17 protein-coding genes are annotated in these 24,970 nt (G+C 70.0%); 9 read left to right on the top strand and 8 right to left on the bottom strand.

Features of this window, described 5'->3' with window-relative positions; all coding sequences use genetic code 11:
* Positions 1-37: 37 nt before the first annotated feature.
* Complete coding sequence (locus BR07_RS23800; protein WP_155956965.1) at positions 38-1,138, bottom strand: hypothetical protein; 1,101 nt, start codon at positions 1,136-1,138, stop codon at positions 38-40.
* A gap of 109 nt (positions 1,139-1,247) precedes the next feature.
* Here BR07_RS23800 and malQ point away from each other — a divergent pair, with 109 nt between their 5' ends.
* Positions 1,248-3,347 (top strand): 4-alpha-glucanotransferase, encoded by a 2,100-nt coding sequence (malQ, locus tag BR07_RS0107775; protein WP_027504947.1) that lies wholly within the window; start codon positions 1,248-1,250, stop codon positions 3,345-3,347.
* Between the two features lie 41 nt (positions 3,348-3,388).
* On the opposite strand, the gene BR07_RS0107770 is transcribed toward malQ, so the two are convergent.
* Positions 3,389-4,570, bottom strand: a complete 1,182-nt coding sequence (locus tag BR07_RS0107770) for an NAD(P)/FAD-dependent oxidoreductase (RefSeq protein WP_027504946.1) — start codon at positions 4,568-4,570, stop codon at positions 3,389-3,391.
* Positions 4,571-4,759: 189 nt separating this feature from the next.
* Here BR07_RS0107770 and BR07_RS0107765 point away from each other — a divergent pair, with 189 nt between their 5' ends.
* From BR07_RS0107765 to BR07_RS23795, 3 genes are all read left to right on the top strand, one after another.
* Entirely contained in the window at positions 4,760-5,767 is a 1,008-nt protein-coding gene (locus BR07_RS0107765) for a daunorubicin resistance protein DrrA family ABC transporter ATP-binding protein (protein ID WP_027504945.1), read from the top strand.
* Positions 5,764-6,567, top strand: a complete 804-nt coding sequence (locus tag BR07_RS0107760) for an ABC transporter permease (RefSeq protein WP_027504944.1) — start codon at positions 5,764-5,766, stop codon at positions 6,565-6,567. The genes BR07_RS0107765 and BR07_RS0107760 overlap by 4 nt, the downstream gene beginning before the upstream one ends.
* 73 nt (positions 6,568-6,640) lie before the next feature.
* Positions 6,641-8,098 (top strand): DUF2079 domain-containing protein, encoded by a 1,458-nt coding sequence (locus BR07_RS23795; protein WP_051613151.1) that lies wholly within the window; start codon positions 6,641-6,643, stop codon positions 8,096-8,098.
* Between the two features lie 4 nt (positions 8,099-8,102).
* On the opposite strand, the gene BR07_RS0107750 is transcribed toward BR07_RS23795, so the two are convergent.
* The 5 genes from BR07_RS0107750 to recC all read right to left on the bottom strand — a co-directional run bounded on the left by BR07_RS0107750 (position 8,103) and on the right by recC (position 19,286).
* Entirely contained in the window at positions 8,103-9,041 is a 939-nt protein-coding gene (locus tag BR07_RS0107750) for a hypothetical protein (RefSeq protein WP_155956964.1), read from the bottom strand.
* A 46-nt stretch (positions 9,042-9,087) separates the two neighbouring features.
* On the bottom strand, positions 9,088-10,533 hold the full coding sequence (locus tag BR07_RS0107745; protein ID WP_027504942.1) for a hypothetical protein: 1,446 nt from the start codon (positions 10,531-10,533) through the stop codon (positions 9,088-9,090).
* 203 nt (positions 10,534-10,736) lie between these two features.
* Positions 10,737-12,605, bottom strand: coding sequence for an exodeoxyribonuclease V subunit alpha (gene recD, locus BR07_RS0107740; protein WP_037185192.1), 1,869 nt, complete (start codon positions 12,603-12,605; stop codon positions 10,737-10,739).
* 5 nt (positions 12,606-12,610) lie between these two features.
* Positions 12,611-15,925 carry a UvrD-helicase domain-containing protein gene (locus BR07_RS0107735; RefSeq protein WP_027504940.1) on the bottom strand — a complete coding sequence of 1,105 codons (3,315 nt, stop codon included), beginning with the start codon at positions 15,923-15,925 and terminating at the stop codon, positions 12,611-12,613.
* A 25-nt stretch (positions 15,926-15,950) separates the two neighbouring features.
* Positions 15,951-19,286 carry an exodeoxyribonuclease V subunit gamma gene (recC, locus tag BR07_RS0107730; protein ID WP_027504939.1) on the bottom strand — a complete coding sequence of 1,112 codons (3,336 nt, stop codon included), beginning with the start codon at positions 19,284-19,286 and terminating at the stop codon, positions 15,951-15,953.
* Between the two features lie 157 nt (positions 19,287-19,443).
* Between recC and BR07_RS0107725 the strand changes: the two genes are divergently transcribed.
* From BR07_RS0107725 to BR07_RS0107715, 3 genes are read left to right on the top strand one after another with little or no spacing between them, the layout of a single operon-like run.
* Positions 19,444-20,841, top strand: coding sequence for an aspartate ammonia-lyase (locus BR07_RS0107725; RefSeq protein ID WP_027504938.1), 1,398 nt, complete (start codon positions 19,444-19,446; stop codon positions 20,839-20,841).
* Positions 20,842-20,848: 7 nt separating this feature from the next.
* Entirely contained in the window at positions 20,849-22,312 is a 1,464-nt protein-coding gene (locus tag BR07_RS0107720) for an amino acid permease (RefSeq protein WP_027504937.1), read from the top strand.
* The gene (locus BR07_RS0107715) at positions 22,309-23,259 is read left to right on the top strand and encodes an asparaginase (protein WP_027504936.1); all 951 of its coding nucleotides are present in this window, start codon (positions 22,309-22,311) and stop codon (positions 23,257-23,259) included. Before BR07_RS0107720 ends, BR07_RS0107715 begins: the two co-directional genes overlap by 4 nt.
* Here BR07_RS0107715 and BR07_RS0107710 read toward each other — a convergent pair.
* The gene (locus tag BR07_RS0107710) at positions 23,243-23,797 is read right to left on the bottom strand and encodes a helix-turn-helix domain-containing protein (protein WP_027504935.1); all 555 of its coding nucleotides are present in this window, start codon (positions 23,795-23,797) and stop codon (positions 23,243-23,245) included. The genes BR07_RS0107715 and BR07_RS0107710 overlap by 17 nt on opposite strands.
* Before the next feature lie 74 nt (positions 23,798-23,871).
* On the opposite strand from BR07_RS0107710, the gene BR07_RS0107705 reads away from it, so the two are divergent.
* Positions 23,872-24,594 carry an AzlC family ABC transporter permease gene (locus tag BR07_RS0107705; RefSeq protein WP_231476245.1) on the top strand — a complete coding sequence of 241 codons (723 nt, stop codon included), beginning with the start codon at positions 23,872-23,874 and terminating at the stop codon, positions 24,592-24,594.
* Positions 24,591-24,902, top strand: a complete 312-nt coding sequence (locus tag BR07_RS0107700; protein ID WP_027504933.1) for an AzlD domain-containing protein — start codon at positions 24,591-24,593, stop codon at positions 24,900-24,902. The genes BR07_RS0107705 and BR07_RS0107700 overlap by 4 nt, the downstream gene beginning before the upstream one ends.
* Positions 24,903-24,970 lie beyond the last annotated feature (68 nt).

Below are 24,970 nucleotides of genomic sequence, written 5' to 3'. Positions count from 1 at the left end.
CGACTCGTTCCAAACAGGACGAAGGCACGGGCGCACGTCAGAGCGTGTCCCGCGAGATCTGATCGGACACCGAATGGGTGTTGTCGGCCGAGATCTCCCGCGTACCGGACCGGGAGATGAGATCGTCGATGCGCTGGTCGAGGCCCACGGTGCGCTGCACGGCGTCCAGGCTCCGGTGCTCGATCTCCGCCACCGCGATCTCGTCGACCACGCGTGACAACGCTGCGACCCGGTCGATCACCTGATCCCACACCGGGATGAGATCGGCTCGGCGCACGAGCACCTCGCGTCGACCCTCCTCGTCCACCGTGTCCCCCTGCGCCTCGAAGGCCGCGGTGAGTTCCGCGTCCAACTGGGCGAGTGCGACCACGTCCACCGCGATCTGCACCAGTTCGGTTCCCGGGTCGAGCTGCGCCCGGGCCACCGCGAACAGGTCCGAGCGCCAGATCCGCGAGGAGAGGATCCGGTCGTGGTACATCCCGGCGAGGAACAGCAGGGTGTCGTAGCGATCGGCGAACCGATCCGCGTCTGTGCCCGCGAGGGTGCGGACGACGTCGGCGCCCCGCGCGTGCAGCGTGTCGAGGCGCTCCGCCGCGGCGCCGCCGAGGATCCCTCGGGCTCGCGAGAGTGGACCCGGTCCGACACCGAGCGGAGTCGGCGTGTGCCGCAACGCCTCGAAGAGGGCGGTGCGCTGGTCGACGTCGAGGTGGATGCCCTCGCGCCGCTCCCGGCGGATCGCGCGGACCCCCGACGCGTAGTGACCGGAACTCATCACGAACCGCGTGCGGTACGACCCCAGTCGACGTTCGAGCAGCACGTGCCGTTGCAGCAGAGCCAGGCGCGTGGGCCCGGTGCGCAGTACGGCCGTGCGACCGTCGATCCAGTGCAGCTCCTCCGTGATCAGCCGCAGGGTGCCGAATCCGCCCAGTGCGGGGAACTTCCGGCCGGCGCGCAGGCGCGCGAGCGCGATGCCGCGCGTCTCCTCGTCGAGACGACCCAGTGCGACGAGCAGCGCGGCGCGGTCGGACAGCGGCTCGTGAGCGCGTCCGGACCGGTCCGACTCGATGCGCGTCGACTCGGCGATGGTCCGCACGGTGTCCGCTCGACGGGCACGGTTGTCCGCGGGGTCACTCGTCACCGTTCTCCACCTCCCCCACCGATTCTGCAGGTGCCACCAGTGTTCCAGATCGAGTCGGGACACGGTTCTCACGTCCGCGGCCACCCCCGCGCGGCACTACCATCGAAGCGTGACGAACATCGAACGACTACGCCACCTCGCCGGGCTCCACGGCGTCGCCACGTCGTACGAGGGGTGGGACAAGGCCCGCCGCGACGTCGGTGAATCCACCCTCCGCTCGGTCCTGACGGCGCTCGACGTGCCCGTCGACAGCGACGACGACATCGAGACCGCGATCGTGGATCACGACGAGGCACCCTGGCGGCGCACCGTGCCAGCGGTCGTCGTGGTCACGTCCGGCAAGGACCACCACGTTCCCGTCCACGTGCCGCACGGGACGTCCGTGACGGTCACCGTCGAGCTCGAGGACGGCGGCACGCGCGAGGCGGCTCAGCAGGACGTCTGGGTCGACCCCCGCGAGATCGACGGCGCCCTCGTCGGCCGAGCCACGTTCGCCGTCCCGGTCGATCTCCCGCTCGGATGGCACACGCTGCGCGCGGAGGGGGACGACGGTCTCGAGGCGTCGTGCACGCTGGTCGTCACGCCGGCCCGTCTGTCCACCGCCGAGGCACTGTCCGATCGTCAACGATGGGGCGTGCTGGCGCAGCTCTACTCCATCCGGTCCGCACAGTCGTGGGGCATCGGCGATCTGGCCGATCTGGCCGACATGGCGGCGATCCTGGGCGGCGAGCACGGAGCGGACTACGTCCTGGTCAATCCGTTGCACGCCGCGGCGCCGCGGCCACCGATCGAGGCCTCGCCCTATCTGCCGACCACCCGTCGATTCTTCAATCCGCTCTACATCCGCGTCGAGAACATCCGTGAGACAGCGATGCTGCCGCGCGACAGGTATGCCCGCATCCGCGACACCGCACGCCGACTGCACCGCGCCGACGGTCGCACGGACGATCTGGACAGGGACAAGTCTCTGCGCGCGAAACTCCGTGCGCTCGAAGCGATCTTCCTCGTTCCGCGGAGCGCGTCCCGCCAGGCCGCGTTCGACGAGTTCCGCGCCGCGGAGGGCGTGGGCCTGCACAACTTCGCCACGTGGTGCGCACTGACGGAGAAGCTGTCGCCGGACGACACGCGATGGCAGACGAAGGCCGCCGCCCCCGGCACGCCGTGGGTCCAGCGGCAGCAGGCGAAACTCGCGCATCGCATCGAGTTCCACAGCTGGCTCCAGTGGATCTGCGACGAGCAACTGGCCGAGGCCCAGGCCACCGCGCACCGGGCCGGAATGGCCATCGGTGTCGTGCACGATCTGGCTGTGGGAGTGCAGCTCTCGGGTGCCGACGCCTGGTCCCTGGGTTCCGCACTGGCCGAGGGCGTGACCGTCGGCGCTCCCCCGGACGACTTCAATCAGCAAGGGCAGCAGTGGAACCAGCCACCCTGGCGGCCCGACCGGCTGGCCGAACTCGGGTACGCACCGTATCGCGACATGCTGCGCACCGTGCTCAAGCACGCGGGCGGGCTGCGGGTCGACCACATCCTCGGACTGTTCCGGCTCTGGTGGATCCCCACCGATGCCGAGACTCCCGCGGGCGGCACCTATGTCACGTACGACCACGAGGCGCTCATCGGCATCCTCGCGCTCGAGGCGGAACTGGCCGGCGCCGTGGTCATCGGTGAGGACCTCGGCGTCTTCGAACCCGTCGTTCAGGACTACCTGGCCGAGCGGGGCGTGCTGGGCACGTCCATCCTGTGGTTCGAGCGGGACGACGACGGCCCCATCGCCCCGGAAAAGTACCGCGAGCTGTGCCTGACCTCGGTGACCACCCACGACCTGCCGCCCACCGCCGGGTACCTGGCGGGTGAGCACATCGATCTGCGATCGCGGCTCGGCCTCCTCGAGAGAGCCGTCGACGAGGAGCGTGCGCAGGACGAGAAACAGCGTGAGTCCGTACTGGACCTCGCGCGCGAGCGTGGCCTGCTCGCGGACGGTGCGTCCACCGGGGAGACGGTCGCGGCGCTGTACCGGCTGATCCAGTGCAGCCCGTCCCTGCTCATCGGAGTGGCACTGGTGGACATGGTCGGCGAGCACCGCATCCAGAACCAGCCGGGAACCGACGAGACCCAGTATCGGAACTGGCGCGTTCCCCTCGCCGACGCCGCGGGCCGCGCGGTCTCGGTGGAGGACCTGCGGCGCGCGGACCCGTTGGTGCAGTACTGAGACGCCCTCACCCCGCCGACGCGGCGGGGTGAGGGTGGTCGTCAGATCGCGCCGAGCAGGGACTCGTCGTCGCGCTTCTCGCCGCTCTTCAGCATCTCGCGCGCGGTGTCGAGTCCTTCCCACACGTTCCACATCAGCACACCGCGCAGCACGGAGTCGTCGTCGAGGTAGTACACGACACCCTCCTTGCCGGGCGTCTTCCAGTCCTCGACCGTTCTGAGGTCGGTGCTCATCGTGCCCACCGCCTGGTAACCGTTGTCGAACACGTCGGAGTAGAAGTACGGCGTGTACGTGTACGGCTCGGTGGAGCCGGCCATGATCTTGCCGACCGTCTTTCCCATGCTGTTGGCGTTGTCCACGTGCTCGATGCGACGACGGCCCAGGATCGCGTCGGGGTAGTTGGCGACGTCGCCCGCGGCGTAGACGTGCTCGTCCGCCGTGCGCAGGAACTCGTCGACCACGATGCCGTTGTCGACGTCGAGCCCCGACTGCTCCGCGAGGTCGGTGTTCGGCGTCACGCCGAGCCCGAAGACCACCGCGTCGGCATCGATCGTGGAACCGTCGCTGAGGGTCAGCGACACCGCATTGCCATGCTGCGCACCGGAGTCGACCTTCACACCCGTGCGGACCGTGACGCCGTGGTCCTCGAAGTCCTGCTGGAACACCGACGCGAGGTCCGCGGGGAACATGTGGCCGCCCACCACGTCGTCACTGCTCACCAGGGTGACGGTGACCTTGTTCTGCGCGAGCGCCGCGGCGATCTCGGTGCCGATGTAACCACCGCCCACCACGACGATGTGGGTGCCCTCCGTCGCCAACGCCCGCAGGCGCCGGTAGTCCGCGAAGGTGCGGAAGTAGACGACCCGCTCGGACGGACGCAGGTCCAGCGTCGTCGGGGTCGCCCCGGTCGCCAGCAACAGCGATCCGTAGTGGTGGGTGTCCCCCTTGTCGGTGGTCACCGTGCGGGCGTCGCGATCGATCGACGTGACCGTCGTCGACAGCACCAGCGTCGCACCCGTCTCCTCGGTGCCCAACGGCACCTCGTCGGTGGTGAACTCCGCGTCGGTCCACAACTTCTTGCTCAGCGCGGGGCGGGTGTAGGGACCGTCGACGTCGGAGCCGACGACGAGGATGGTGCCGTTCTCGTCGTGCTCGCGGATCCCCTTGGCGGCGTTGTCGGCCACCATTCCTCCACCGACGATGACGTAGTCGTACTCGGACACGTTGTACCCCTCTTCATGAGCCGTGCGCGCCGACCGAGTCGGGCCGCGCGTCACCTGCACAGGGAGTAGCCGATGCGGACTCCGCGGAAACCCGACCGTGTCGTACCTGCGTGCTGTGATGAGTTCCGACGCTCGGCCGAGTCACATCCGACGGGCGCATCGTCGTGTCACGTCCGGAAGGGAAGTCTCATGGCCTCACGCAGTTCGGGTGCCACCGCCATCAGCGCGGTCGGCCTCGTCAAACGGTACGGGGGCGTCGACGCACTCGACGGTCTCGATCTCGAGGTGCCCGAGGGCACGGTCATGGCACTGCTCGGGCCCAACGGAGCCGGGAAGACCACCACCATCCGCGTGCTCACCACACTGCTGCGGGCCGACGCCGGCACCGCACGGGTGGCGGGCCTCGACGTCGTCGCCGACGCGGCGGAACTCCGCTCACGCATCGGCGTCTCGGGGCAGTACTCCGCGGTGGACGAGTATCTGACGGGCTTCGAGAACCTCGACATGGTCGGCCGGCTGTACCACCTCGGGAAGAAGCGCAGCCGTGATCGGGCACGTGAACTGCTCGAACGGTTCGACCTCGTCGAGGCGGCCGACCGGCCGGTCAAGGGCTACTCGGGTGGGATGCGCCGACGCCTGGACCTGGCGGGCGCCCTCGTCGCCGATCCACCGGTCCTCTTCCTCGACGAGCCCACCACCGGGCTCGATCCTCGTGCCCGCCTCGAGCTGTGGTCGGTGATCGAGGAACTGGTGCAGGGCGGGACGACCCTGCTCCTCACCACCCAGTACCTCGAGGAAGCGGATCAGCTGGCCGACGAGATCGCGGTGATCGATCGTGGTCGCGTCATCGAGCGCGGCACCGCCGACGAACTGAAGTCGCGAGTGGGCGGAGCCAGGCTGGAGTTCGCCTTCGACACGGACGGCGATCTGACGACGGCGCAGGGCGTCATGGAGCGTTTCGCACCGGGTCAGGTCACCTCCGATGCCGCGTCCCGGCGGCTCACGGTCGGTGCGGACGACGGGACCACCACGTTCGTCGACGCGCTGGTCCTGCTCCGCGAGAACGGCGTCACCCCTGCCGACGCCTCGCTGGGCAAGCCCAGCCTCGACGATGTCTTCCTCACTCTCACCGGCCAGACGTCGACCCGGCCCGACGCGGCCGATCAGCAGCCCAGCGGACAGGAGACGGCCCGATGAACTCACCCACCACGGCGCTGAGCGACGGCGCGACCATCGCCCGACGCAACCTCATCAAGATCAAGCGCGTCCCCGACCTCATCGTCTTCACGCTGCTGTCGCCGATCATGTTCGTCCTGGTCTTCGCGTACATCTTCGGGTCGGCCATCGAGATCCCCGGCATGTCCTACCGCGAGTTCCTCATCGCCGGCATCTTCGCGCAGACCGTCATCTTCGGGTCCACGTGGACCGGCCTCGGGCTCGCGGAGGACATGCAGAAGGGCATCATCGACCGCTTCCGCTCCCTGCCCATGGCTCCGTCCGCGGTGCTCGTCGGACGGACCAGCAGCGACATCGTCATCAACGTCATCAGCCTGGTCGTGATGTCCCTGACCGGTCTGCTGGTCGGCTGGCGCATCCGGTCGTCGTTCTGGGAGGCCGCGGCGGGATTCGGGCTGCTGCTGCTCTTCGCCTACGCACTGTCCTGGGTGATGGCGGTGATCGGACTGTGGATCCGGACGCCCGAGGTGTTCAACAACGCCAGCTTCATCGTCATCTTCCCGCTGACGTTCATCGCCAACACGTTCGTGCAGAGTCAGGATCTGCCCGGGATCCTGCAACCCATCGCCGAGTGGAATCCTGTCTCCGCCATCACGCAGGCGAGCCGGGTGCTGTTCGGGAACACGAACCCGACGATGCCGCCTCCGGACGCGTGGCCACTCCAGCACCCGGTGCTCGCGACGGTGGGATGGTCGATCCTCATCCTGATCGTCTTCGTACCGTTCGCCATCCACCGCTACACCAAGGCGGTGAGCCGCTGACGTGCTGAGCCGGGGCGGCCGCACCTCGCGTTCACAGCCTGATCACACGAAGTTCGTGTAGAAATTATCTCCTGTGACGGCAACCAGACCTTCTGCGGAGACTGCAGCGGCCGCCCCGTCCGGCGGGGCGCGCCGACCGCAGGAGATGCTGCGTCGCGCCCGCCGCGCGGACATCGCGGTCCCGGCGATCGCCTTCCTCCTTCTCGCCCCGCTCTACAGCGCACTGTCCGTCGTCGGTCAGCACCAGCTGCGCACCTCCGGTTTCGACCTCGGCATCTTCGTGCAACAGATCGCCTCGTACGCACGCCTCGACGCGCCGACGTCGGATCTGCTGGGCACGGGCTACAACACGCTCGGTGATCACTTCTCTCCGATCACCGCACTGCTCGCGCCCTTCTACCGACTCGCCCCTGTCCCCGAGACCCTGCTGATCGCCCAGGGCGTCCTGTTCGCCGTGGGTGTCGTGCCCCTCTCCCGGTGGGCGTGCCGCAGCCTCGGCACCGTCGCGGGCATCGTGGTGGCCCTCGGCTACGGACTGTCGTGGGGCCTGCAGTCGGCACTGAACTTCGACTTCCACGAGATCGCCTTCGGCGTCCCGATGCTGGCCTTCGCCATGGCAGCGCTCGGCCAGGGGCACTGGCGTGCCGCGGTGGCGTGGACGCTCCCGCTCGTCTTCGTCAAGGAGGACATGGGGCTGACCGTCATCGTGATCGGCGCCCTGATCGCCTGGTGGACCACGGGCCGCACACGGATTCTGGGCCTGGCGACGGCCGCGTGGGGCGCGGCGTGGATCGTGCTGGCCATCACGGTGGTCATACCGCTGCTGAGCGCCGACGACGCCTACGGTCAGGGCTCGAAACTTCCGCCCCTCGGTGAGGGCATCGCCGACACCACACACGGTCTCGTCAGCGGGGACTCGCGCGCCGCGACCGTGCTGCTGCTGTTGGCCGTCACCGGCTTCGCAGCACTGCGGTCACCGTTGACGCTGGTGGCAGTACCCACCGTCGCATGGCGGTTCCTCAGCGACAACACCAATTTCTGGAGGCCGATCTTCCATTACAACGCGATCCTGATGCCGATCCTGTTCGCCGCGTTGATCGATGCACTCATCCGCGGTCGGCGTGACATGCACCTGTCACCGCGTGCCCAGAGAGTGGTGCTCGCCGCCGTCGCCGCCGTCGCTCTGGTCGCGCTGCCCTTCCAGCCGCTGGCTCGGCTCGCCGACGCCGACGGGTGGCGCGTCGACCCGCAGGTGACCACCGCGAGAGCCGTGTCGGCATCCATACCGCCAGGGGACCGCGTGTCGGCCTCCAACAACCTGGTCCCGCAGTTCGTGTCCGACCACCCCGTCTCGGTGTTCCCGCAGCGGGAGACCGATTCCACGACACCGGACTGGATCGTCGTGAACATCGGCCGGCCCGCCGGGTGGCCCAAGGACGAGTCGGGCGACAACACGGCGATCAGTGCAGCTCTCGCGGACGGTTACTCGGTCGTCTCCGACGTGAACGGCATTCTCGTACTTCGTCGGTGACGGGTCAGCGTCCGGGAACGGGATTCGTCCAGCCCGGGTCGGGTGCCGCGTGCCGACCTTCTCCGGACGGCTGCACCGACTGCGGCGCGGTGTCGCTCGCCGACGGCGGAGCCGGGTTGCTCACCGACGGCGGAGCCGGGTTGCTCATCGTCGCAGCTCTCGGCGACGGCTGACGGGGCTCGTCGTCGTCACCGGGAGGCGGCGACGGAGGATCGATCGGGTCGCGATCCGGATCGGGGCCGGTGTGCGGCCCATGACCACCGGACTGCACCTGGGGAGTGGCGGGGAGCGGCGCGGGGCCGGGACCCGGTGCCGGGTCGGGGCGCGACGGTGCGGGGTCCGGCTCGGGAACCGGTGCCGGTGCGGCAGGTGCCGTGACGGCCGGCGTCGGCTCGGGAGCCTCCTCGACCTCGACGACGTCGGCGACGTCGTCCACCACCGGAGCCGGGGGCGGCGCGGGGGGCGGCGGTGCCGTGTCGACCGGCGGCGCGACCGGCTCGGGTGCCGTGACCGTCGGGGCGGGCGGCGTGACGCCGGGGATCTCGAACGGGAGCGGCGGAAGCTGGAAGACGAACGGTGCCGGCGCCGGCGCGGTGCCGTTCTGCACGGCTGCGGCCTGGTCCTCTCGCCGCTCCCTCCGCTCGTCGGCTTCCTGCGCCGCGAGGTCGTCGGCTGCCTGCTTCGCTTCCTTCTCCTGGCGTTCGCGTTCCGCGTCCTCTGCCGCGCGCTCCTTCTGCGACAGTTCGTCGCGACGCCTGCTCTCGGCGACCTTCTCCGCCGCCGTGTTCGGTTCGTCGTTCACCGATGTCGGGGCAGCGGACGCCGCGGGAGCGACGAGGACGGACGCGCAGGTCACCAGCCCCCAGGCACCCACGGCCATCGCAGTCGCGGCGAGACCGGATCCCACTGTGTGTCGGCGGCGTACGGGCGCGCGGTGCGTCATCGTGTGTCTCTCTCGAGTCGTGGCGGGAGGAGGGCCGGAAGACGGATCACGGAGCGGGACAGACGCCGGTGCAGTCGATCTTGCGGACGATGGCGAAGCCGTCGTCGTCCTCCCGCACCGTGAACTGCTGGTCGTACCGGAACTCCCGGCCGTCCGGAACCGTGAGTGTCAGGACGGCGTCGAAGACGAGCGGGTCGGAGGTGGGCGCCACGTCGATGCGGTGCCGTATCGCCGGGTCCACCGCGTCGATGGATCGCTGCAGATCGGCCACCGTGGCGTCCACACCGGCCGTGTCGGACAGATCCCAGAGCGCTGCGGCCGCTCCGGCGTCGCGATCTCGGTAGTACAGATCGTCGTAGCGCACGATCACGGCGGGACCACTCGCGCGGGCCGCATCGATCGGCGGCGGCGCCGCCGACGCGGTCTGATCGGCCGCGTCCGCACCGACACCCGCGGTGGCGACCGGGACCGGTGCGGAATCCGCGGGGGCGCGCTGCATCATGACGGCGGTGCCGAGTCCTCCCGCGACGAGAAGGGCACCGAGGGCGGCGAGGGCGGGAAGTCGCCCGTTGCGACGACTCGGCCGGGTGTCGGCAGAGCGCGCGCGCAGTGTCGCCGTCGTGCTGTCGAAGGAGGGTGTGTGGTCGTCGGCGTGCAGACCCGGGTGCGCGTCGGGAACGATCGGGCGTACCGGCCCGCGCGTCCGCATCACGACGGCGGCGACGTGCGACCAGGCGCGGCGAACGTCCGCATCGGAGTCCGACGTGGACGGCACGTCCAGCACGGTGCGGACTCCCGCATCCCCGAGCACGCGTCGCAGATCCGTGGAGCCGGATCGCGAACCGGCACGTATAGCATCGTGTTTGACGACGACGATGCGGTCCGACCAGGTGTCGCGGCCGCTGCCGCGGAGCGAGTCCATCAGCGCCACGACGCGGAGTGCGGCAGCCTCGGAATGGGGAATCGGGACGACGATCGAGTCCGCGTCGTCGATCATCGCGGCGAAGTACGGCTCGTCGCTGCGGGCGTGCACGACGACCGTCTGCCGGTGGTGTGTCAGGACGGTCAGAACGTCCTCGATGGCGTGCGGGTCCTGCAGCGACGCATCCGCTCCGAGAGCATCGTGCCCTTCGGGCCGGGTGTCGACGTAGTGGGACAGTGCTCGCGGATCACACTCGGGCGCCACCAGGGCCTCGACGTCCTCGGCGATCTGCGCGGCGGCACCGTGCCTGGTGGCCTCACCGGCCAGATCCCAGGCGATCACGCCACCTGGCCGACGCTCGCCGACCGCTGCGGACATCCCGGCCAACGCATCGGTGCCGAGATCCTCGCCGAGACCGATGTCGGCGATCACGATGCGGTGTCGGACGGGGAGAGCGCCGGACAGGACCCGCCGATCCTCGCTCTCGGTGGTCCCGGGGTGCGATCCGAACAACCCGCGGCGATGCGGTCGCGGTTCGTGTTCGACGCCCGGGGTGAGGAATGTGGACACTAGGCGAGCTCGTCGCGGCTCGGTGCCGAGGTGGACCGGACGTCGGGCAGGTGGTGACGACTCCTCATACCCTGTCCCCCGTCCTGTTTTCACCGCCTGTAACGGTCCCCCCGACCGCAGTCGAGGAGAATATAGCGCACACGCACGACATGCGGGCAGTGCTCGGACAACCGACTGCCACGAGACGCCGCGCGCGCGGTGGATCAGGAGTGACCGAAGGGCACCGGCGAGTCGCGACGTAGTCCGCTGGCCCGCAGCACCCGGCGACGGACACCGGCGCGCACCGACTCCTCGCTGCCGATGATGCGCACGGTGCGGCGGGCGCGCGTGATGGCCGTGTACAGCAGTTCCCTCGTCAACAGCGACGACGTTTCGTCCGGGATGACCACCGAGACGGTGTCGTACTGGCTTCCCTGACTGCGGTGAATCGTCATGGCGTACACCGTCTGCACGGCCGACAGCCTGCTGGGATGAACGAGGAACGGAGTCGACCCGCGCGCGAACGCGGCGACCACGCCGCCGTGTCCGTCGTCGACGACCACGCCGGTGTCGCCGTTGTAGATACGGTTGTCGTGGTCGTTCGTCGTCACCAGGAGCGGTTGCCCGAGATACCACTGTGCGGCGTCGAGGAAGGTCGAGGTGTCGGCGCCCACGCGGTCCATCGCCCACCGTGCCCAGTGATCCACACCGGAGGGGCCCTCACGGTGCGCGCACAACAGGCGGTGCCGCTCGAGAGCGGCGAGGGCCGCGGCCGCATCACCGGACGCGGCGGCCGCGGTCACGGCCCGGGCGGTCGAGACCACATCGCGTTCGAGCGACGACACGTCGGACCGCGGACCGAACTCGAGGGCGGGATCGCCCGAGTTCAGCAGGCGCACCACCTCGTCCTCGTCGCCGTCACGCACAGCGACGGCGAGATCGGCGATGACACCGCCGAACCGACGCCCGCGGCTCAGTCGCACGGTTCCCGCGGCGAGTCGGCGCACCTCGCCCGTCGAGAGACTCTTCTCCGACGAGTCCCCCGCCGCCGGGACGGACCCGAGGTCGGCGCCCACCAGGGCGGTGACCACCTCCGGCAACGCCGCCGTCACCGGCCGCGCGACCAGATCGGCCAACACCGCGCCCGCGTCCACCGAGGTCAGCTGGTCGGGATCGCCGACCAGTACGAGCCTGGTGTCGGCGCGGACCGCCTCCATGAGTCGGCTCATCAGCGTGGACGACACCATGGACGTCTCGTCGACGACGACCACGTCGTATGGGAGCCTGTTGTGTGCGTCGTGGCGGAACCGACTGCGGCTGCCGGGCTGCCAGCCCAGCAGCCGATGCACCGTCATCGCCGGGATGTCGTCTCGCAGTCCGAGTTCCGGTGCCTGCTCGGCCACCGACTCCTGCAGTCGCGCAGCCGCTTTCCCGGTCGGCGCGGCGAGCCCGATCCGTAGACCGGGGCCGTGCACGGCGGTGAGCAGAGCGAGAATGCGCGCGACCGTGTGCGTCTTGCCCGTTCCGGGGCCGCCCGCGATGACGGTGGTCCACCCGGTCACCGCGAGTGCCGCCGCGATGCGCTGCCTGTCGGGCACCTCGGTGCTCGGGAAGTAGGTGGCCAGTCCCTGCCGCACCGCCTCCACGTCGACGGCCGGCGCGTCGAGTGCGCGCGCCGCCAGCACGTCCCGGATCACCTTCTCCTGCAGGTAGTACCGCTGCAGGTAGAGCAACGGGCCGTCCGCGGTGTCCACCACGAGCACCGGTCGCAGCGGACCGCTCTCCCCGCCCAGGACGAGTGGGCTCGCCCGGAGGGCGGCCACGACCGCCGCGTCGTCCGGCCACGGCAGAGCGTCCGTGTCGACACCGTCGTCGGCCGTGACGTCGCGCAGGCGGGTCAGGTCCAGGCACACCGACCCGACGCGCACCGCGCGCACGGCGAGTGCCACGGCGAACAGCGCCAGTTCGTCCCGTTCCCCGCCGAGCGCGCCGAGTCGGAGGGCGACGTGCACGTCGGCCGCGGTGAGGACGCCGACGTCGTTGAACGCGCGCAGCACTCCCTTGCCGCGCTGCGCGACAGCGCCCGGGTACACCGCGGTCACGACCGGACTCCTGCGAGCAGATCGGACAGCGCCGTCACGAGATCGGGGGACGGCGCCCAGGAGAAGACCCCGCGCCCGGGCGGAGTGTCCGGGCCGATCATGCCTCGGACGAAATGGTACTGCACTCCTCCGAGGTGTACCCGGGGGTCGTATCCCGGTCGACGCCACCGCAGATAGCGATGCAGCGCAACGGAATAGAGCAGTGCCTGCAGCGGATAGTGCGACTCCATCATCTCGCCGGCCATGTCCTCGACCGTGAAGTCGTCGACGGTGAGGTCGCCACTTCTGATGCGATTGGTCTTGTAGTCCACCACCACGTAGCGGGAATCGTCGGACGACCCGACACGCAGGACCGTGTCGACACTGCCGGTGAGGTAGCCCCGGAGCGTCCGGTCGTCGAGTCGGCGCATCCGCTGCGGATAGGCCGCGAGCACGTCGTCCGAAGCGAGGTGGTGCGCCACGAGATCGGCGACGGCGTGCACGGTCACGTGCGCCGTCGCGGCGTGGTCACCGCCCGACAACGGGATCTCGAAGTCCATCTCGGCGAGCCTGTTCGACGGGTGGACCTCGGCGAGCGTGCCGGTGCCCGCCGCGCCGAAGTCCAGGGGCGTGCGCAGGACGGCCGTCAGCGCTCGAGAGAGATGATCCGCGTCGATGTCGGCACCGTGTGCCGAGACGGCCTCGACACACCGGCGCTGCACCTCTGCAGGCAGATCGTCGACGGAGGTGTCGACGTACTCGAGAATCTCGTGCACCAGGGTGCCGAACGCGGCTCCCGCGGGCAGACCGTTCATGAGCGAGGGGGCCCCCGCGCCCACACCTGCCGCGAACGGGTCCTCCACCGGTTCGTCGCCGAGTATCGGGTCCTCGGACTCGACGACCTCGACCGGCTGATCGTGCGCGCCCGCGGTCAGCGCAGAGTAGGACGTTCGCCGCCACGCGGTGTCCAGCCTCCGGTCGAAGTGCGCGACGGCCAGTGCGCCACCGCTTCTCTCGGACGTCCGCGCGGGCCGGGCCACCACCGTCACGTCCTGCACCGCCTCGACGACGATCGCGCTGCCGCAGCGCGACTGCAGGGTCGTCGCCGCGGAGGCATCGTCCTGCAGGCGCACCGTCGACTCCGGTTCCGCGATGCCGGGCACTCTGCCGAAGAGCAGTCGATGCAACGGGGACGCCGCCGTGATCGCCGTCGGTGCCCACCACAGCACCAGACGGCACTGCGCGCGGGTCAGGGCGACGTAGAGGAGGCGCATCTCCTCGCCCGCCGCCTCCTCGTCGTGGCGCTGCTTGCGTTCGCGGTACCCCGGAGTGGAGGACCCACCGACGTCGCGCACACGCGCACCCTCGTCATCGTGGAAGAGCAGGGTGTCCGGATCGAACGATCCGGCGGCACCCCACGCGAACGGGACGTACACGATCGGGAACTCCAACCCCTTCATCGCGTGCACCGTGGCCACCTGCACGGCCTCGGCATCGCTGTCGAGCCGTCGGCTGCGGTCGGCCACAGCGCCGCTCGTGGGGTCCTGGATCCGGTCGGCCAGCCAGCGGGTCAACGAGGTCACCCCGTGTCCGCCCTCGAGCGACTCGCGCTGGACGAGTTGCGCGACGTGCCGCAGGTCCGTCAGATCGCGTTCACCGGATTCGGTTGCCAGCAGACGTTTCTGGAGCTCGGTGGATCCGGTGAGATTCTCGACCATCGCCGCGAAGCCCACCCCCGTGACGAGCGCGGACCACTCGCGGCAGCGCGCACTCAGTGCGGAGGTCGCGGCGTCGCCACCCTCGTCGAGGCTGCGAGCAGACCATCCGAGCAACGGTGTGAGCGCGGCGCGCCGCACGACGTCGGCACGGTGCGGTTGCTCCAGTGCCTGCAGGAGCAGCAGCCAGTGCGCCGCGGACTCGGTGGCGAACACCGACGAGCCGCCGTACAGCACGGACGGCACGCCGGCGCGCTCGAGAGCGGACCGCACCTGCTCGGCCTGTCTGCCCGACCGGACGAGCACGGCGATGTCTCCGGGAGCGACAGGCCGCGGCGACGCGCCGTCGACCGTCAGCATCGCGTCGCCGTCGAGAAGCGCGACGATGTCCTGCGCGACGTCGTCGGCGATACGCAGTCGGACCTTCTCGGTGGCCGGGAGGCCCTTGTTGTTCAGCGGACCGGAGCCCGTTCGACCGAACACGCGCAGGCGCACTGGAGGCAGCGGGTCCCGCGTCGTGGCGGCCAGCAGCCGAGGTTCCCGGTGCGATGCCGTCACCGGAGTGACGACGATGTCGGGATGTCCCAGTGCGGCACCCTCGTACAGGTGCGCGAGCGAGCCGATCACGGCCGCGTCGCTCCGCCAGTTGGTGGTGAGTGCCAGATGCCGGTCCGCCACCGCGACCGCGTCGAGGTAGCTGAGCACCTCGGCGCCGCGGAACGCATAGATGGCCTGCTTGGGATCACCGACGAGAACCAGGGTGCAGTGCCCGTGGAACGCCCTCCGCAGGATGGACCACTGCAGCGGGTCGGTGTCCTGGAACTCGTCGACGAGCACCACCGTGAACTTCTCGCGGACACGCGCGCACGCGGCCGGGCCGTGCGTCTCGTCCGACAGCACGCCGTGCAGGAGTTCGAGGAGGTCGTCGAAATCACGGACGCCGAGCCTCCGCTTCCGGCGCTCGGTCTCCTCCCGCGCCTCGCGGGCCACCGCGACCCGCTGACCGGCCGCCGTGTCGTCGGGAGCGTCCGGACTGAGCACGGCCCGCCGGTCCGAGACCGCGGCCCGGGCCACCGTGCGCGCCTGCGCGACGGTCAGGGGCGGCGAACCGACCTCTGCGCTGTAGCGACGCAGATACAGGTCGTCGACCACGTCGTCGACGAGATCGTCCACGGACTCGACGAAGGTCGCGTCCGGTTCCCGCTCGCCCGCGATCCCGAGTCCGTCGAGCATGCGTTGGCAGAAGCTGTGCGTCGTGGCGATCGTCCCGGCGTCGAACTCCGACAGCGCCGTCAGCAGCCGAGTGCGCCGCAGCACCACCTCGTCGTCGTCGACGTCGGCGAGCAGTGCGATCAGCTCGTCACCGCCCGTACGGGCCGCCGACGGATCCGCCAGGGCGGCCGCGACCTCGGCGAAGCGTGCACGCGTGCGTTCGCGAAGCTCGCGCGTCGCGCCCTTGCTGAACGTCACCAGCAGTACGCCCGCGATGTCGGTGACGCCCTCGGCGACGTAGCGGGCGGCGAGGCCCACGATGGCGTAGGTCTTGCCCGTGCCGGCGCTCGCCTCGAGCACGGTAGTGCCCAGCGGGAGCGGCCCGGTCAGATCGAACGTGCTCATCGCTGCTCCATACCTTCGGGAGCGCTCATCGCTGCTCCATGCTCTCGTGGGTGAGCAACGGCTGCCACACTCGTCGCGCGAGCACACCGAAGCGCGTGCCGTCGGCCGACCACTTCGCCTCGTCGGCGGCCGGAGGAATCGCTGTCCACTGCCCGAAGTCGACTCCGCTTCCGTGCACCAGAAGTACCGCCGGCTCCGTGACGTCGCCGAACCGATCCGAGAACTGCTGAGCTGCCGCCGCGAGGGCCATCTCCTCGCTGCTTCCCCGAACGACTCTGGCGGCGTATGCCTCCCCGGACTTCAGCGCCAGGGGCAGTGGCTCGCGCAGACCGCGGTCGCGCAGGTCCGCCAGCTCTGCCAGAACCGCGCGGGCGTCCTCGGGTGTCGTGAGGGTCGACCGCGACACGGGCCGTGAGGACCGACCCCGCGCGGTGGTGACCGCCGTCCACCCGTCCGAGCCACTCTGCGCCGCGACCGCCAGCAGGTGGATCCAGGCCTCCAGTCGCCGCTTCGGGGCCATCCTCGAATAGGACGTGCGCGCCACGGTGGTGCCGTGCACCCCGGGAACGGTGCCCGTGAGCCGCCGCCCCCCGTTCAGATCCACGACGACGTCCACACTCTCCGGCGGCCCGACGTGGATCTCGGCCGCCGCGTCGGCGATGGGCACCACGTCGTTCTCGATCTGCTCGAGCAGGCGCGCACCCTGCGCGAAGGGCGGCAGCGTTCCGCGGCGCCACTCCGCGGCCCGGAAGTCGGCCAGTTCCACACCGGTCAGGAGCGCCGACAGCATGCGCTCTCCGATGTCCCAGGCCGACAGCGCGTCCAGCTCCACGGCGAGGGCGTCGACGACGTCGTCGTCCCGCCCCGACAGACCCACCTTCAGTCGCTGCCGCACGAACGCGGTGACGGGGCTCTGCACGAACGCCACCAGCTCCGCCAACGCCACGTCCGCGGAGTCTCGCGCTGGAAGCGGACCATCGAGGAACGGCTGCCGCGGCACGAAGGGAGCGCTCGCCGCCACCGCGCCCGCGAGCGCGGCACTGTCGAACCCGGCGGGAGCGCTGCCGTCGAAGATCGACGGATCGAACGGCTGCAGCGGGTGCCGCGTGACCGCGCGGTTGTTCTCGACCCCCGCCGTGGCCGCCACGACCTCGATGACCTCGGACAACGGGATGGCGGGAGGTTCGTGGGCACCCGACACCGGATTCGCCCCGGTGTGGAAGAGAACCAGTTTCTCGCCGGCCGACATGAGGGCGTCGAGCAGCAGCTGACGGTCCTCGCTGCGGATGTCACGCTCGCCGATCAGCGCACCGCGTGCGAGGACGTCGTCGCCGTCGAGGTGGCCGGCGCGCGGGAAGACGTCGTCGTCGAGCCCGAGCAACACCACCACCCGGTGCGGCACCGACCGCATCGGGACCATGGTGCACACCGTCAGTTCTCCGGTGCGGAAGTTCGATCGCGTCGGGCGCCCGGCCAGGCGATCGCGCAACATCGACCGGATGTCGGCGAGCTGCAGGGAGATGTCGTCACCGTGTTCCAGCGCGGCGGACAGTTCCCGCAGCGCGTCGACCCGATGTCGGACGTCTGCCGGCCCGACCTCGGTGAGCAGGTCGATCGCTCGGATCAGGCTCGCGCGCCACGTCCGGACCGGATGCTCGCCCCGCATACCGCGCAACACGACAGAGACCCGGTCGACCAGTTCTGCGTACCGACCGGCGAGATCGATGTCGTTCCCGTCGACGTCGTCTACGGGAAGAGCCAGGCCCAGCCAGTCCCCCGTGGTCTCGTCGGCAGCGGCGCCGAGCAGCAGTCGGTCCATGGCCGCGGTGAACGTGTTCTGACGAAAGTCGCCCAGACCGAACAACTCTCGCTGCACAGAGTCGATGCCCCAACGCGCACCGGACACCCGTGTCCACTCGGCGAGCCGTTCGAGATCGTCGTCGGAGAAGCGGAACCGGGTCCGCACAGCCTCGGACGCAGCGAGATCGAGCATCTGCGACGCGGTGACGCGGTCCCCTGCCATCTCGATCATCGCCGCGATCACGTCGAGCACGGGATTGGTGCGCCGGAGCCCCCGATCCGCCAGCCGCACGCGGAGTCCGTGCGCCGGGTGCGCCGAGGGATCGCCCACCGCGCCCTCGTTCCCGAAGGCCGCTCGCACGAGCGGAGCGAAGGTGTCCACGTCCGGGCACATGATCAGGACGTCGCGCGGTTCGAGCGTCGGATCGTCCTGGAAGAGGTGCAGCAAGGTGTCGCGCAGCACGTCGACCTGCCGGGCGGGGCCGTGGCAGGCGTGGATCTGCACGCTGTCGTCCATCCCCGGGACGTCGGGCGCGGCCGGGGCGCGGTCGGCCACGATGTCGTTCTGCATCCGCCTCAGGACCGTCGTCGACGCCTCGACACGTCGCGCGTCGGACCGCTCCGGATCGGGGAGATGGCGGTCCGCATCGGCCGTCGGTTCGAGAAGCGGTTGCAACTCGCGCACGTCGCGGCCGAGGCTCACCAGCAGGGGATGACCCGCCGTCGACACCGGCGGCGCGTCGACACGCCGCACCGACCCGGCGCCCGCACGCCGGGACGTCGCAGCCCACGAGACCGGGCTGGGGTGTGGCAGCCACAGATGGACGTCGCGGTGATCGGCCACCGCCCGCAGCACGCGTCGCTGCAGGGTGGTGAGACGGGTCGCCCCGAACAGGGACAGGCGCGACGGAAGATCGAGCATCGACCCGTCCTCGGCGAGGGCGTCGCAGACCGGGTCCAGTTTCTCCGCGGGGCCGGGCACTCCGATGCGCTCCCGCACCCGGCGCCACAGCTCCGCCTGCCACAGGAGATCCGGCGCGAGCGGGGCACCGGCGCCGTCCGTGTCGGCACCGGCCGCCCAGTCGACGATCATCGAGGGCCGTTGTGCAGCATACGAACGGAAGAGCCCGGACACGTGGGACGCGGTGGACCAGCGTCGACCACGGCGGTGATCGTCGGGCGCCGCCGCCGCACCGCCGATGCTCCGGGAGAGAACCGAGCACCAGGGTTCGGTCGAACACTCGTCGATCACGCGTAGGACAGTCCACAGCAACGGGCCCGCGGCCCACGGATCCGAGTCGGCGTCCACGCCCGTCACCACGGCCAGGACGTCGTCGACCAGGCGGCCGGGCGACGGGAAGTCGATGTTCGCCGCGATGCCGTCCGACACTCCTGCCGCCCCCAACGAGAGGGAGAGCCGTTGTCGGAGCCACCGCTCCACGCCCTTCGCCGGGACCGCGACGACGTCTGCGGCGAAGGCGTCCGCGAGGGGCTCGGCGAGCAGCGTCGCGAGACCGGTGGCCAACGTGCTCGCGCGTTCGGCGCGGTGGAGCTCGAGCACGTGGCCCTCCTGGAACGTCGTGGTGTCCCACCGACCGTGAGGTCCGGTGTCGACCCGACCGTAGCGCCCGGCTCCGACAGATCACCGTTGACATCCACTGTGCCGTGGTTCACACTCAACCTGTCAGACAGCCTGACAGCAAGCGAAGGAGAACGCCGTGGCCGCCACCCGTACCGAGCACGACCTGCTGGGAGAGCGCGAGGTGCCCGCCGACGTGCTGTGGGGCATCCACACTCTGCGCGCCACCGAGAACTTCCCCATCACCGGACGACCGATCTCGTCGAACACCAAGCTGATCCGCGCGCTCGCCGCCGTGAAGTACGCGGCCGCGGCGGCCAACATCGAACTGGGTCTTCTCGACGAGGTGCGCGGCGACGCGATCCTGCAGGCCGCCCGCGAGATCCTGGACGGCCGGTGGCACGACCAGTTCGTCGTCGACGTGATCCAGGGCGGCGCCGGCACGTCGACCAACATGAACGCCAACGAGGTCATCGCCAACCGCGCGCTGGTGCTGCTCGGCCACCGTCCCGGCGAGTACGCGCACCTGCACCCCAACGAGCACGTCAACCTCGGCCAGTCGACCAACGACGTCTACCCCACCGCCTGCAACATCGCGACGATCCTCGCGGTGGCCGACCTGTCCGAGTCGATGCGCATCCTGCAGGACGCCTTCCGCGCGAAGGCAGAGGAGTTCCGCGCCATCGTCAAGATGGGCAGGACCCAGTTGCAGGACGCCGTGCCGATGACACTGGGCCAGGAGTTCGGCACGTTCGCCGTCATGATCGACGAGGACCGCGCCCGCCTCGAGGAGGCGTCACTGTTGGTGCACGAGATCAACATCGGCGCCACCGCGATCGGTACCGGACTCAACGCCGCCCCCGGCTACCGCGAGGCAGCGGTCCGGCACCTCCGCGAGATCACCGCACTCCCCCTCGTCAGCGCGACGGATCTCGTCGAGGCCACGCAGGACGTCGGTCAGTTCGTGCATCTCTCGGGAGTACTCAAGCGGTGCGCCGTGAAGCTGTCGAAGGTGTGCAACGACCTCCGCCTCCTCTCCTCGGGACCGCGTGCAGGGTTCGGCGAGATCGACCTGCCCGCAGTACAGGCGGGCTCGTCGATCATGCCCGGCAAGGTCAACCCCGTCATCCCCGAGGTGCTCAACCAGGTGGCCTTCCAGGTCATCGGCCAGGACGTCACCATCACGATGGCGGCCGAGGCAGGTCAGCTGCAGCTCAACGCCTTCGAGCCCATCATCATGGAGTCGCTCACCTCCGGCATGACGCACCTGGGTGCGGCCTGCCGGACGCTCGCGGACAAGTGCGTCGTGGGGATCACCGCGCACGAGGCCCACCTGCGAGACAGCGTCGAACACTCCATCGGACTGGTCACGGCACTCAACCCGCACATCGGATACCAGGCCGCCACCGAGATCGCCAAGGAGGCACTCGAGAGCGGACGAGGAGTCGCGGAGCTGGTGCTCGAACGCGGCCTCCTGACAGCGACACGTCTCGAAGAACTGCTCCGCCCCGAACATCTCGCGAACCTCCAGAACTGAGGACCCGATGACCACGACCACCGATCAGCACGGCGCCGACGACGCCCTCCACGCCGCCGAGAACGACGGCTATCACAAAGGCCTGAAAACGCGGCAGGTCCAGATGATCGCCATCGGCGGCGCCATCGGAACCGGCCTCTTCATGGGTGCAGGCGGACGTCTGGCGCAGGCCGGCCCGGCACTCGTCATCGCGTACGCGGTATGCGGGTTCTTCGCTTTCCTCATCCTTCGGGCGCTCGGCGAACTGGTGCTGCACCGGCCCACGTCCGGGTCCTTCGTGTCCTACGCTCGCGAGTTCTTCGGGGAGAAGGCCGCCTTCGTCTCCGGGTGGCTGTACTGGCTCAACTGGTCGATGACCGCCGTCGTCGACGTGACCGCCGTGGCGCTCTACATGAACTTCTTCGGCCGCTACTGGGACCCGATCGCGTCGGTACCGCAGTGGGTCTTCGCCCTCGCTGCACTGCTGCTGGTTCTGTCCCTGAACCTGGTGTCGGTCAAAGTCTTCGGCGAGCTGGAGTTCTGGTTCGCCCTGATCAAGGTGCTCGCCCTGGTGGCGTTTCTGTGCATCGGCCTCTACCTCCTCGTCACGGGGACACCGAACCAGGAGCAGGGCCTGTCGATGATCGCCGACAACGGCGGGCTGATCCCCAACGGTCTGCTGCCCGCCGTCGTCATCATCCAGGGCGTCGTGTTCGCCTACGCCTCCATCGAGCTGGTCGGTACCGCCGCGGGCGAGACGCCGAACCCCGAGAAGGTCATCCCGAAGGCGATCAACACCGTCATCATCCGCATCGCGGTCTTCTACGTCGGGTCCGTGCTGCTGCTGTCGCTCCTGCTGCCCTACTCCGCCTACCGCGCGGGTGAGAGCCCGTTCGTCACGTTCTTCGGCTCGATCGGAGTCGAGGGCGCGGACACCGCCATGAACCTCATCGTCCTGACGGCGGCGCTGTCCTCGCTCAATGCCGGGCTCTACTCGACCGGTCGTATCCTCCGATCGATGGCCGCGGCGGGCAGCGCGCCGCGCTTCGCGATGAAGATGAGCAAGGCCGGCGTGCCCTACGGCGGGATCCTGCTCACGGCAGCGGTTACCCTGCTCGGAGTGGTGCTGAACGCGGTGGTGCCCGAGCAGGCGTTCGAGATCGTGCTCAATCTCGCCGCGCTCGGCATCGTCAGCGCCTGGGCCATGATCGTGTTGTGCCAGCTCAAGCTCTGGCACCTGTCGAAGGAGGGCGTGGTGACGCGGCCGTCCTTCCGGTTGTTCGGCGCCCCGTACACCGGCATCGCCACCCTCGTCTTCCTGGTGGTCGTCCTGGTCCTGATGGGCTTCGACTACCCGATCGGCACCTGGACGCTCGCCTCCCTCCTGGTCATCGTTCCCGCGCTGGTCATCGGCTGGCGCGCAGCGCGCCCGGGCATCGAGCGGCTCGCCCGCGAGCGCGCCCGTGCGGGAGGGGGAACGGTCGCCCGATGAGTTCACCCGCACTGCCGACGGTCGTCGTCCTGACCACCGGCGGAACCATCGCCAGCCGCGTAGGCCCCGACGGTGTCAGCACCACGGGCCGTCACGCCCACGACGTCCTGGTGGATGCCGGACTCCGCGTGGGAGTCCGGGTCCGAGTCACCGACGTCCTGTGCGTCGACAGTGCCGCGATGTCGCTCCTCGACATGGACACCGTCCGCGGCGCCGTCACCGAGGCGCTGCGTGACGACGCGGTGAGCGGTGTCGTCGTCCTGCACGGCACCGACTCCCTCGAGGAGACGGCGATGCTGATCGATCTCTCCCACACCGACGTTCGCCCCGTCGTGATCACCGGCGCCCAACGCACCGCGGACCACGTCGAGAGCGACGGCCCGCACAACGTCGAGTCGGCGCTCCGCGTGGCCGCCGATCCCGAGCGACGGGGCCACGGTGTACTCGTCGCCTTCGGCCCGCGCGTTCTCCGGGCCCGCGGGGTACGGAAATCGCACACGACCGCGCTCGATGCCTACTCCGGAACGCCGGCGGTGGACCCGGTTCCGCGGGAGACGCTGCCGGACAGTTCGATCGACGGGATCCGGGTCGACTTGGTCGCGCTCTACCCGGGTGTCGACGGACTCGTCATCGACGCCCTGCGGTCCGCCCGCACCGACGGGATCGTGCTGCAGGCGATGGGCGCGGGCAATGCGAACGCCGCCGTCGTCGACGCTGTGCGCCGGTGTACCGATGCCGGTGTCCCGGTGATGTTGTCGACGCGGGTGCCGTCCGGCGGTGTCGTCACCACTTACGGCGGCGGCGGAGGGGGCGCCGACCTGGTACGTGCCGGTGCGGTGTCCGCGGGCGACCTCAGTCCCGCCCAGGCGCGAATCCTGCTGTGCGCGTTGCTGAGCAATCGCCTGCCGATCACAGCGGATCTGGCCTCGATCAGTACTGCTCGGTGACCATCACCGCAGTCGTCCCGTTCTCGAGTGCCTCGAACACGTGGGGCACGTCGCCGGGGTACGACAGGTAGTCCCCCGGCCCCAGCTCCTCGGTCGCGTTCACCGGCCCGCACACCGCCCGGCCGGACGACACCACCACGTGTTCGATCACCCCGTGCATGTGCGGATCGGACAGCCGGGGCGTCCCCACCTCGGCGGCGAGCAGGTACAGGTCGCGGCGGGCGGTCGGTGGGCAGGACGACAGCAGTGTCGCGGTGTAGTCCGACGACTCCGCGGCGATCGACGGACCCTCACCGCGTCGTACCAGGCGGACCTCCTGCCGCGGCGGTTCCACCAGGCGCGCGAAGGGCACGTTCAGCGTCACGCTCAGAGCCCACAGCGTCTCGACGCTGGGATTGCCCGTTCCCGACTCGAGCTGGGAGAGGGTCGACTTCGCGATACCCGCGCGCCGGGCCACCTCGGCGAGAGACAGGCCCGTACGTCGACGCTCCCGGACGAGCGACGCGGCGATCGCGGCGATGGGTGCGCTGTCGGACATGACTGCATGATGCCACAGTGTTCGTCTCACACTCCCTTCGTTCGCCTTGACGAACGGCACCGCGACCGTTCACCATGAGCACCATGCGTTCGATATGGCGAACACCCCTGTGGCTCACGCTCCGGGACGACCCCGACGTGGCGGTGCGGGACATTGCCGTGGTGTGCCTGGCCGACGCCCTGGTCGGTGCCTCGCTCGGTGCGATCGCCGTCGCCTCCGATCTGCCGTGGTGGCTCCCCTGCCTCCTGTCGATCGCGGTCTTCGCGGGCGCCTCGCAGTTCGTCTTCGTCGGAGTACTCACCGGCGGCGGCAGCGTTCTGGCCGCGGTGTCCAGCGCACTCCTCATCAACGTCAGACTGCTTCCGCTCAGCTTCTCGGTGGCACCGCTGCTCGGGGAACGACCCGCCGCACGACTGCTCGGGGCCCATCTGGTCACCGACGAGTCGGTCGCCTTCTCGATGGCCTCGACCACCAGGCGGGGCAGGACCCTCTCGTTCTGGTTCTGCGGCGCGTTCCTCTTCCTCGCGTGGAATCTGGGCGTGCTGGCCGGTGTGGGCCTCGGCGCCGGCGTGGAGAGCGCGGAGTCGCTCGGACTCGACGCGGCCTTTCCTGCCGTCCTGCTCGCACTCGTGATGCCCTCCCTGCGCGATCGCGTGACACGCATCGCCGCGGGTGTCGGCGCCGTGGTCGCCGTCGCCGCTGGGGTCGTGGTGCCCGCCGGCGTCTCCGTGGTGCTCGCCCTGATCGCCGTCATGCCGTTCGTGCTCCGACACGGGCGTAGGAACGGCGCCTCGTGAGCACCGGGGCCATTCTCGCGGGTGTCGCCGCACTCGCCGTCGGCACGTTCGCGTTCCGCCTGATCGGGATCGCGCTGCGCGGGCGCCGGGAACTGTCCGTGTCGGCCGAGAAGTCGATGACCACGGCGGTCGCCGTCGTGTTCGTCGCCCTCGTCGCGACCTCGACGTTTCCCCGTGACGCGGGCCTCGCACTCCCCGCCGGGGTCCTCGTCGCCGCTGTTCTCGCCTGGCGCAGAGCGCCTTTCGTGCTCGTGGTCGTCGCCGCAGCGGCAGTCACCGCGGGCCTGCGCCGGCTCGGCGTCAGCTGACCCGGGCACGGGCGTAGCATCGTCCGAGTGCCCTTGCTCCTGACCTCGCGTCGCTACGTCGACCTTCG

It is taken from the genome of Rhodococcus sp. UNC23MFCrub1.1, from assembly GCF_000686025.1.
In the GTDB taxonomy this organism is placed as follows: domain Bacteria; phylum Actinomycetota; class Actinomycetes; order Mycobacteriales; family Mycobacteriaceae; genus Rhodococcoides.
This window is presented reverse-complemented; position numbering and strand designations above follow the sequence as displayed.

Bases quoted from the DNA above. Each gene is read 5' to 3' on its own strand.
- BR07_RS0107765 (WP_027504945.1), top strand. From the start codon at position 4,760: ATGGCCTCACGCAGTTCGGGTGCCACCGCCATCAGCGCGGTCGGCCTC.
- BR07_RS0107760 (WP_027504944.1), top strand. From the start codon at position 5,764: ATGAACTCACCCACCACGGCGCTGAGCGACGGCGCGACCATCGCCCGA.
- BR07_RS0107750 (WP_155956964.1), bottom strand. From the start codon at position 9,041: ATGACGCACCGCGCGCCCGTACGCCGCCGACACACAGTGGGATCCGGT.
- BR07_RS0107735 (WP_027504940.1), bottom strand. From the start codon at position 15,925: ATGAGCACGTTCGATCTGACCGGGCCGCTCCCGCTGGGCACTACCGTG.
- BR07_RS0107720 (WP_027504937.1), top strand. From the start codon at position 20,849: ATGACCACGACCACCGATCAGCACGGCGCCGACGACGCCCTCCACGCC.
- BR07_RS0107715 (WP_027504936.1), top strand. From the start codon at position 22,309: ATGAGTTCACCCGCACTGCCGACGGTCGTCGTCCTGACCACCGGCGGA.
- BR07_RS0107710 (WP_027504935.1), bottom strand. From the start codon at position 23,797: ATGTCCGACAGCGCACCCATCGCCGCGATCGCCGCGTCGCTCGTCCGG.
- BR07_RS0107705 (WP_231476245.1), top strand. From the start codon at position 23,872: ATGAGCACCATGCGTTCGATATGGCGAACACCCCTGTGGCTCACGCTC.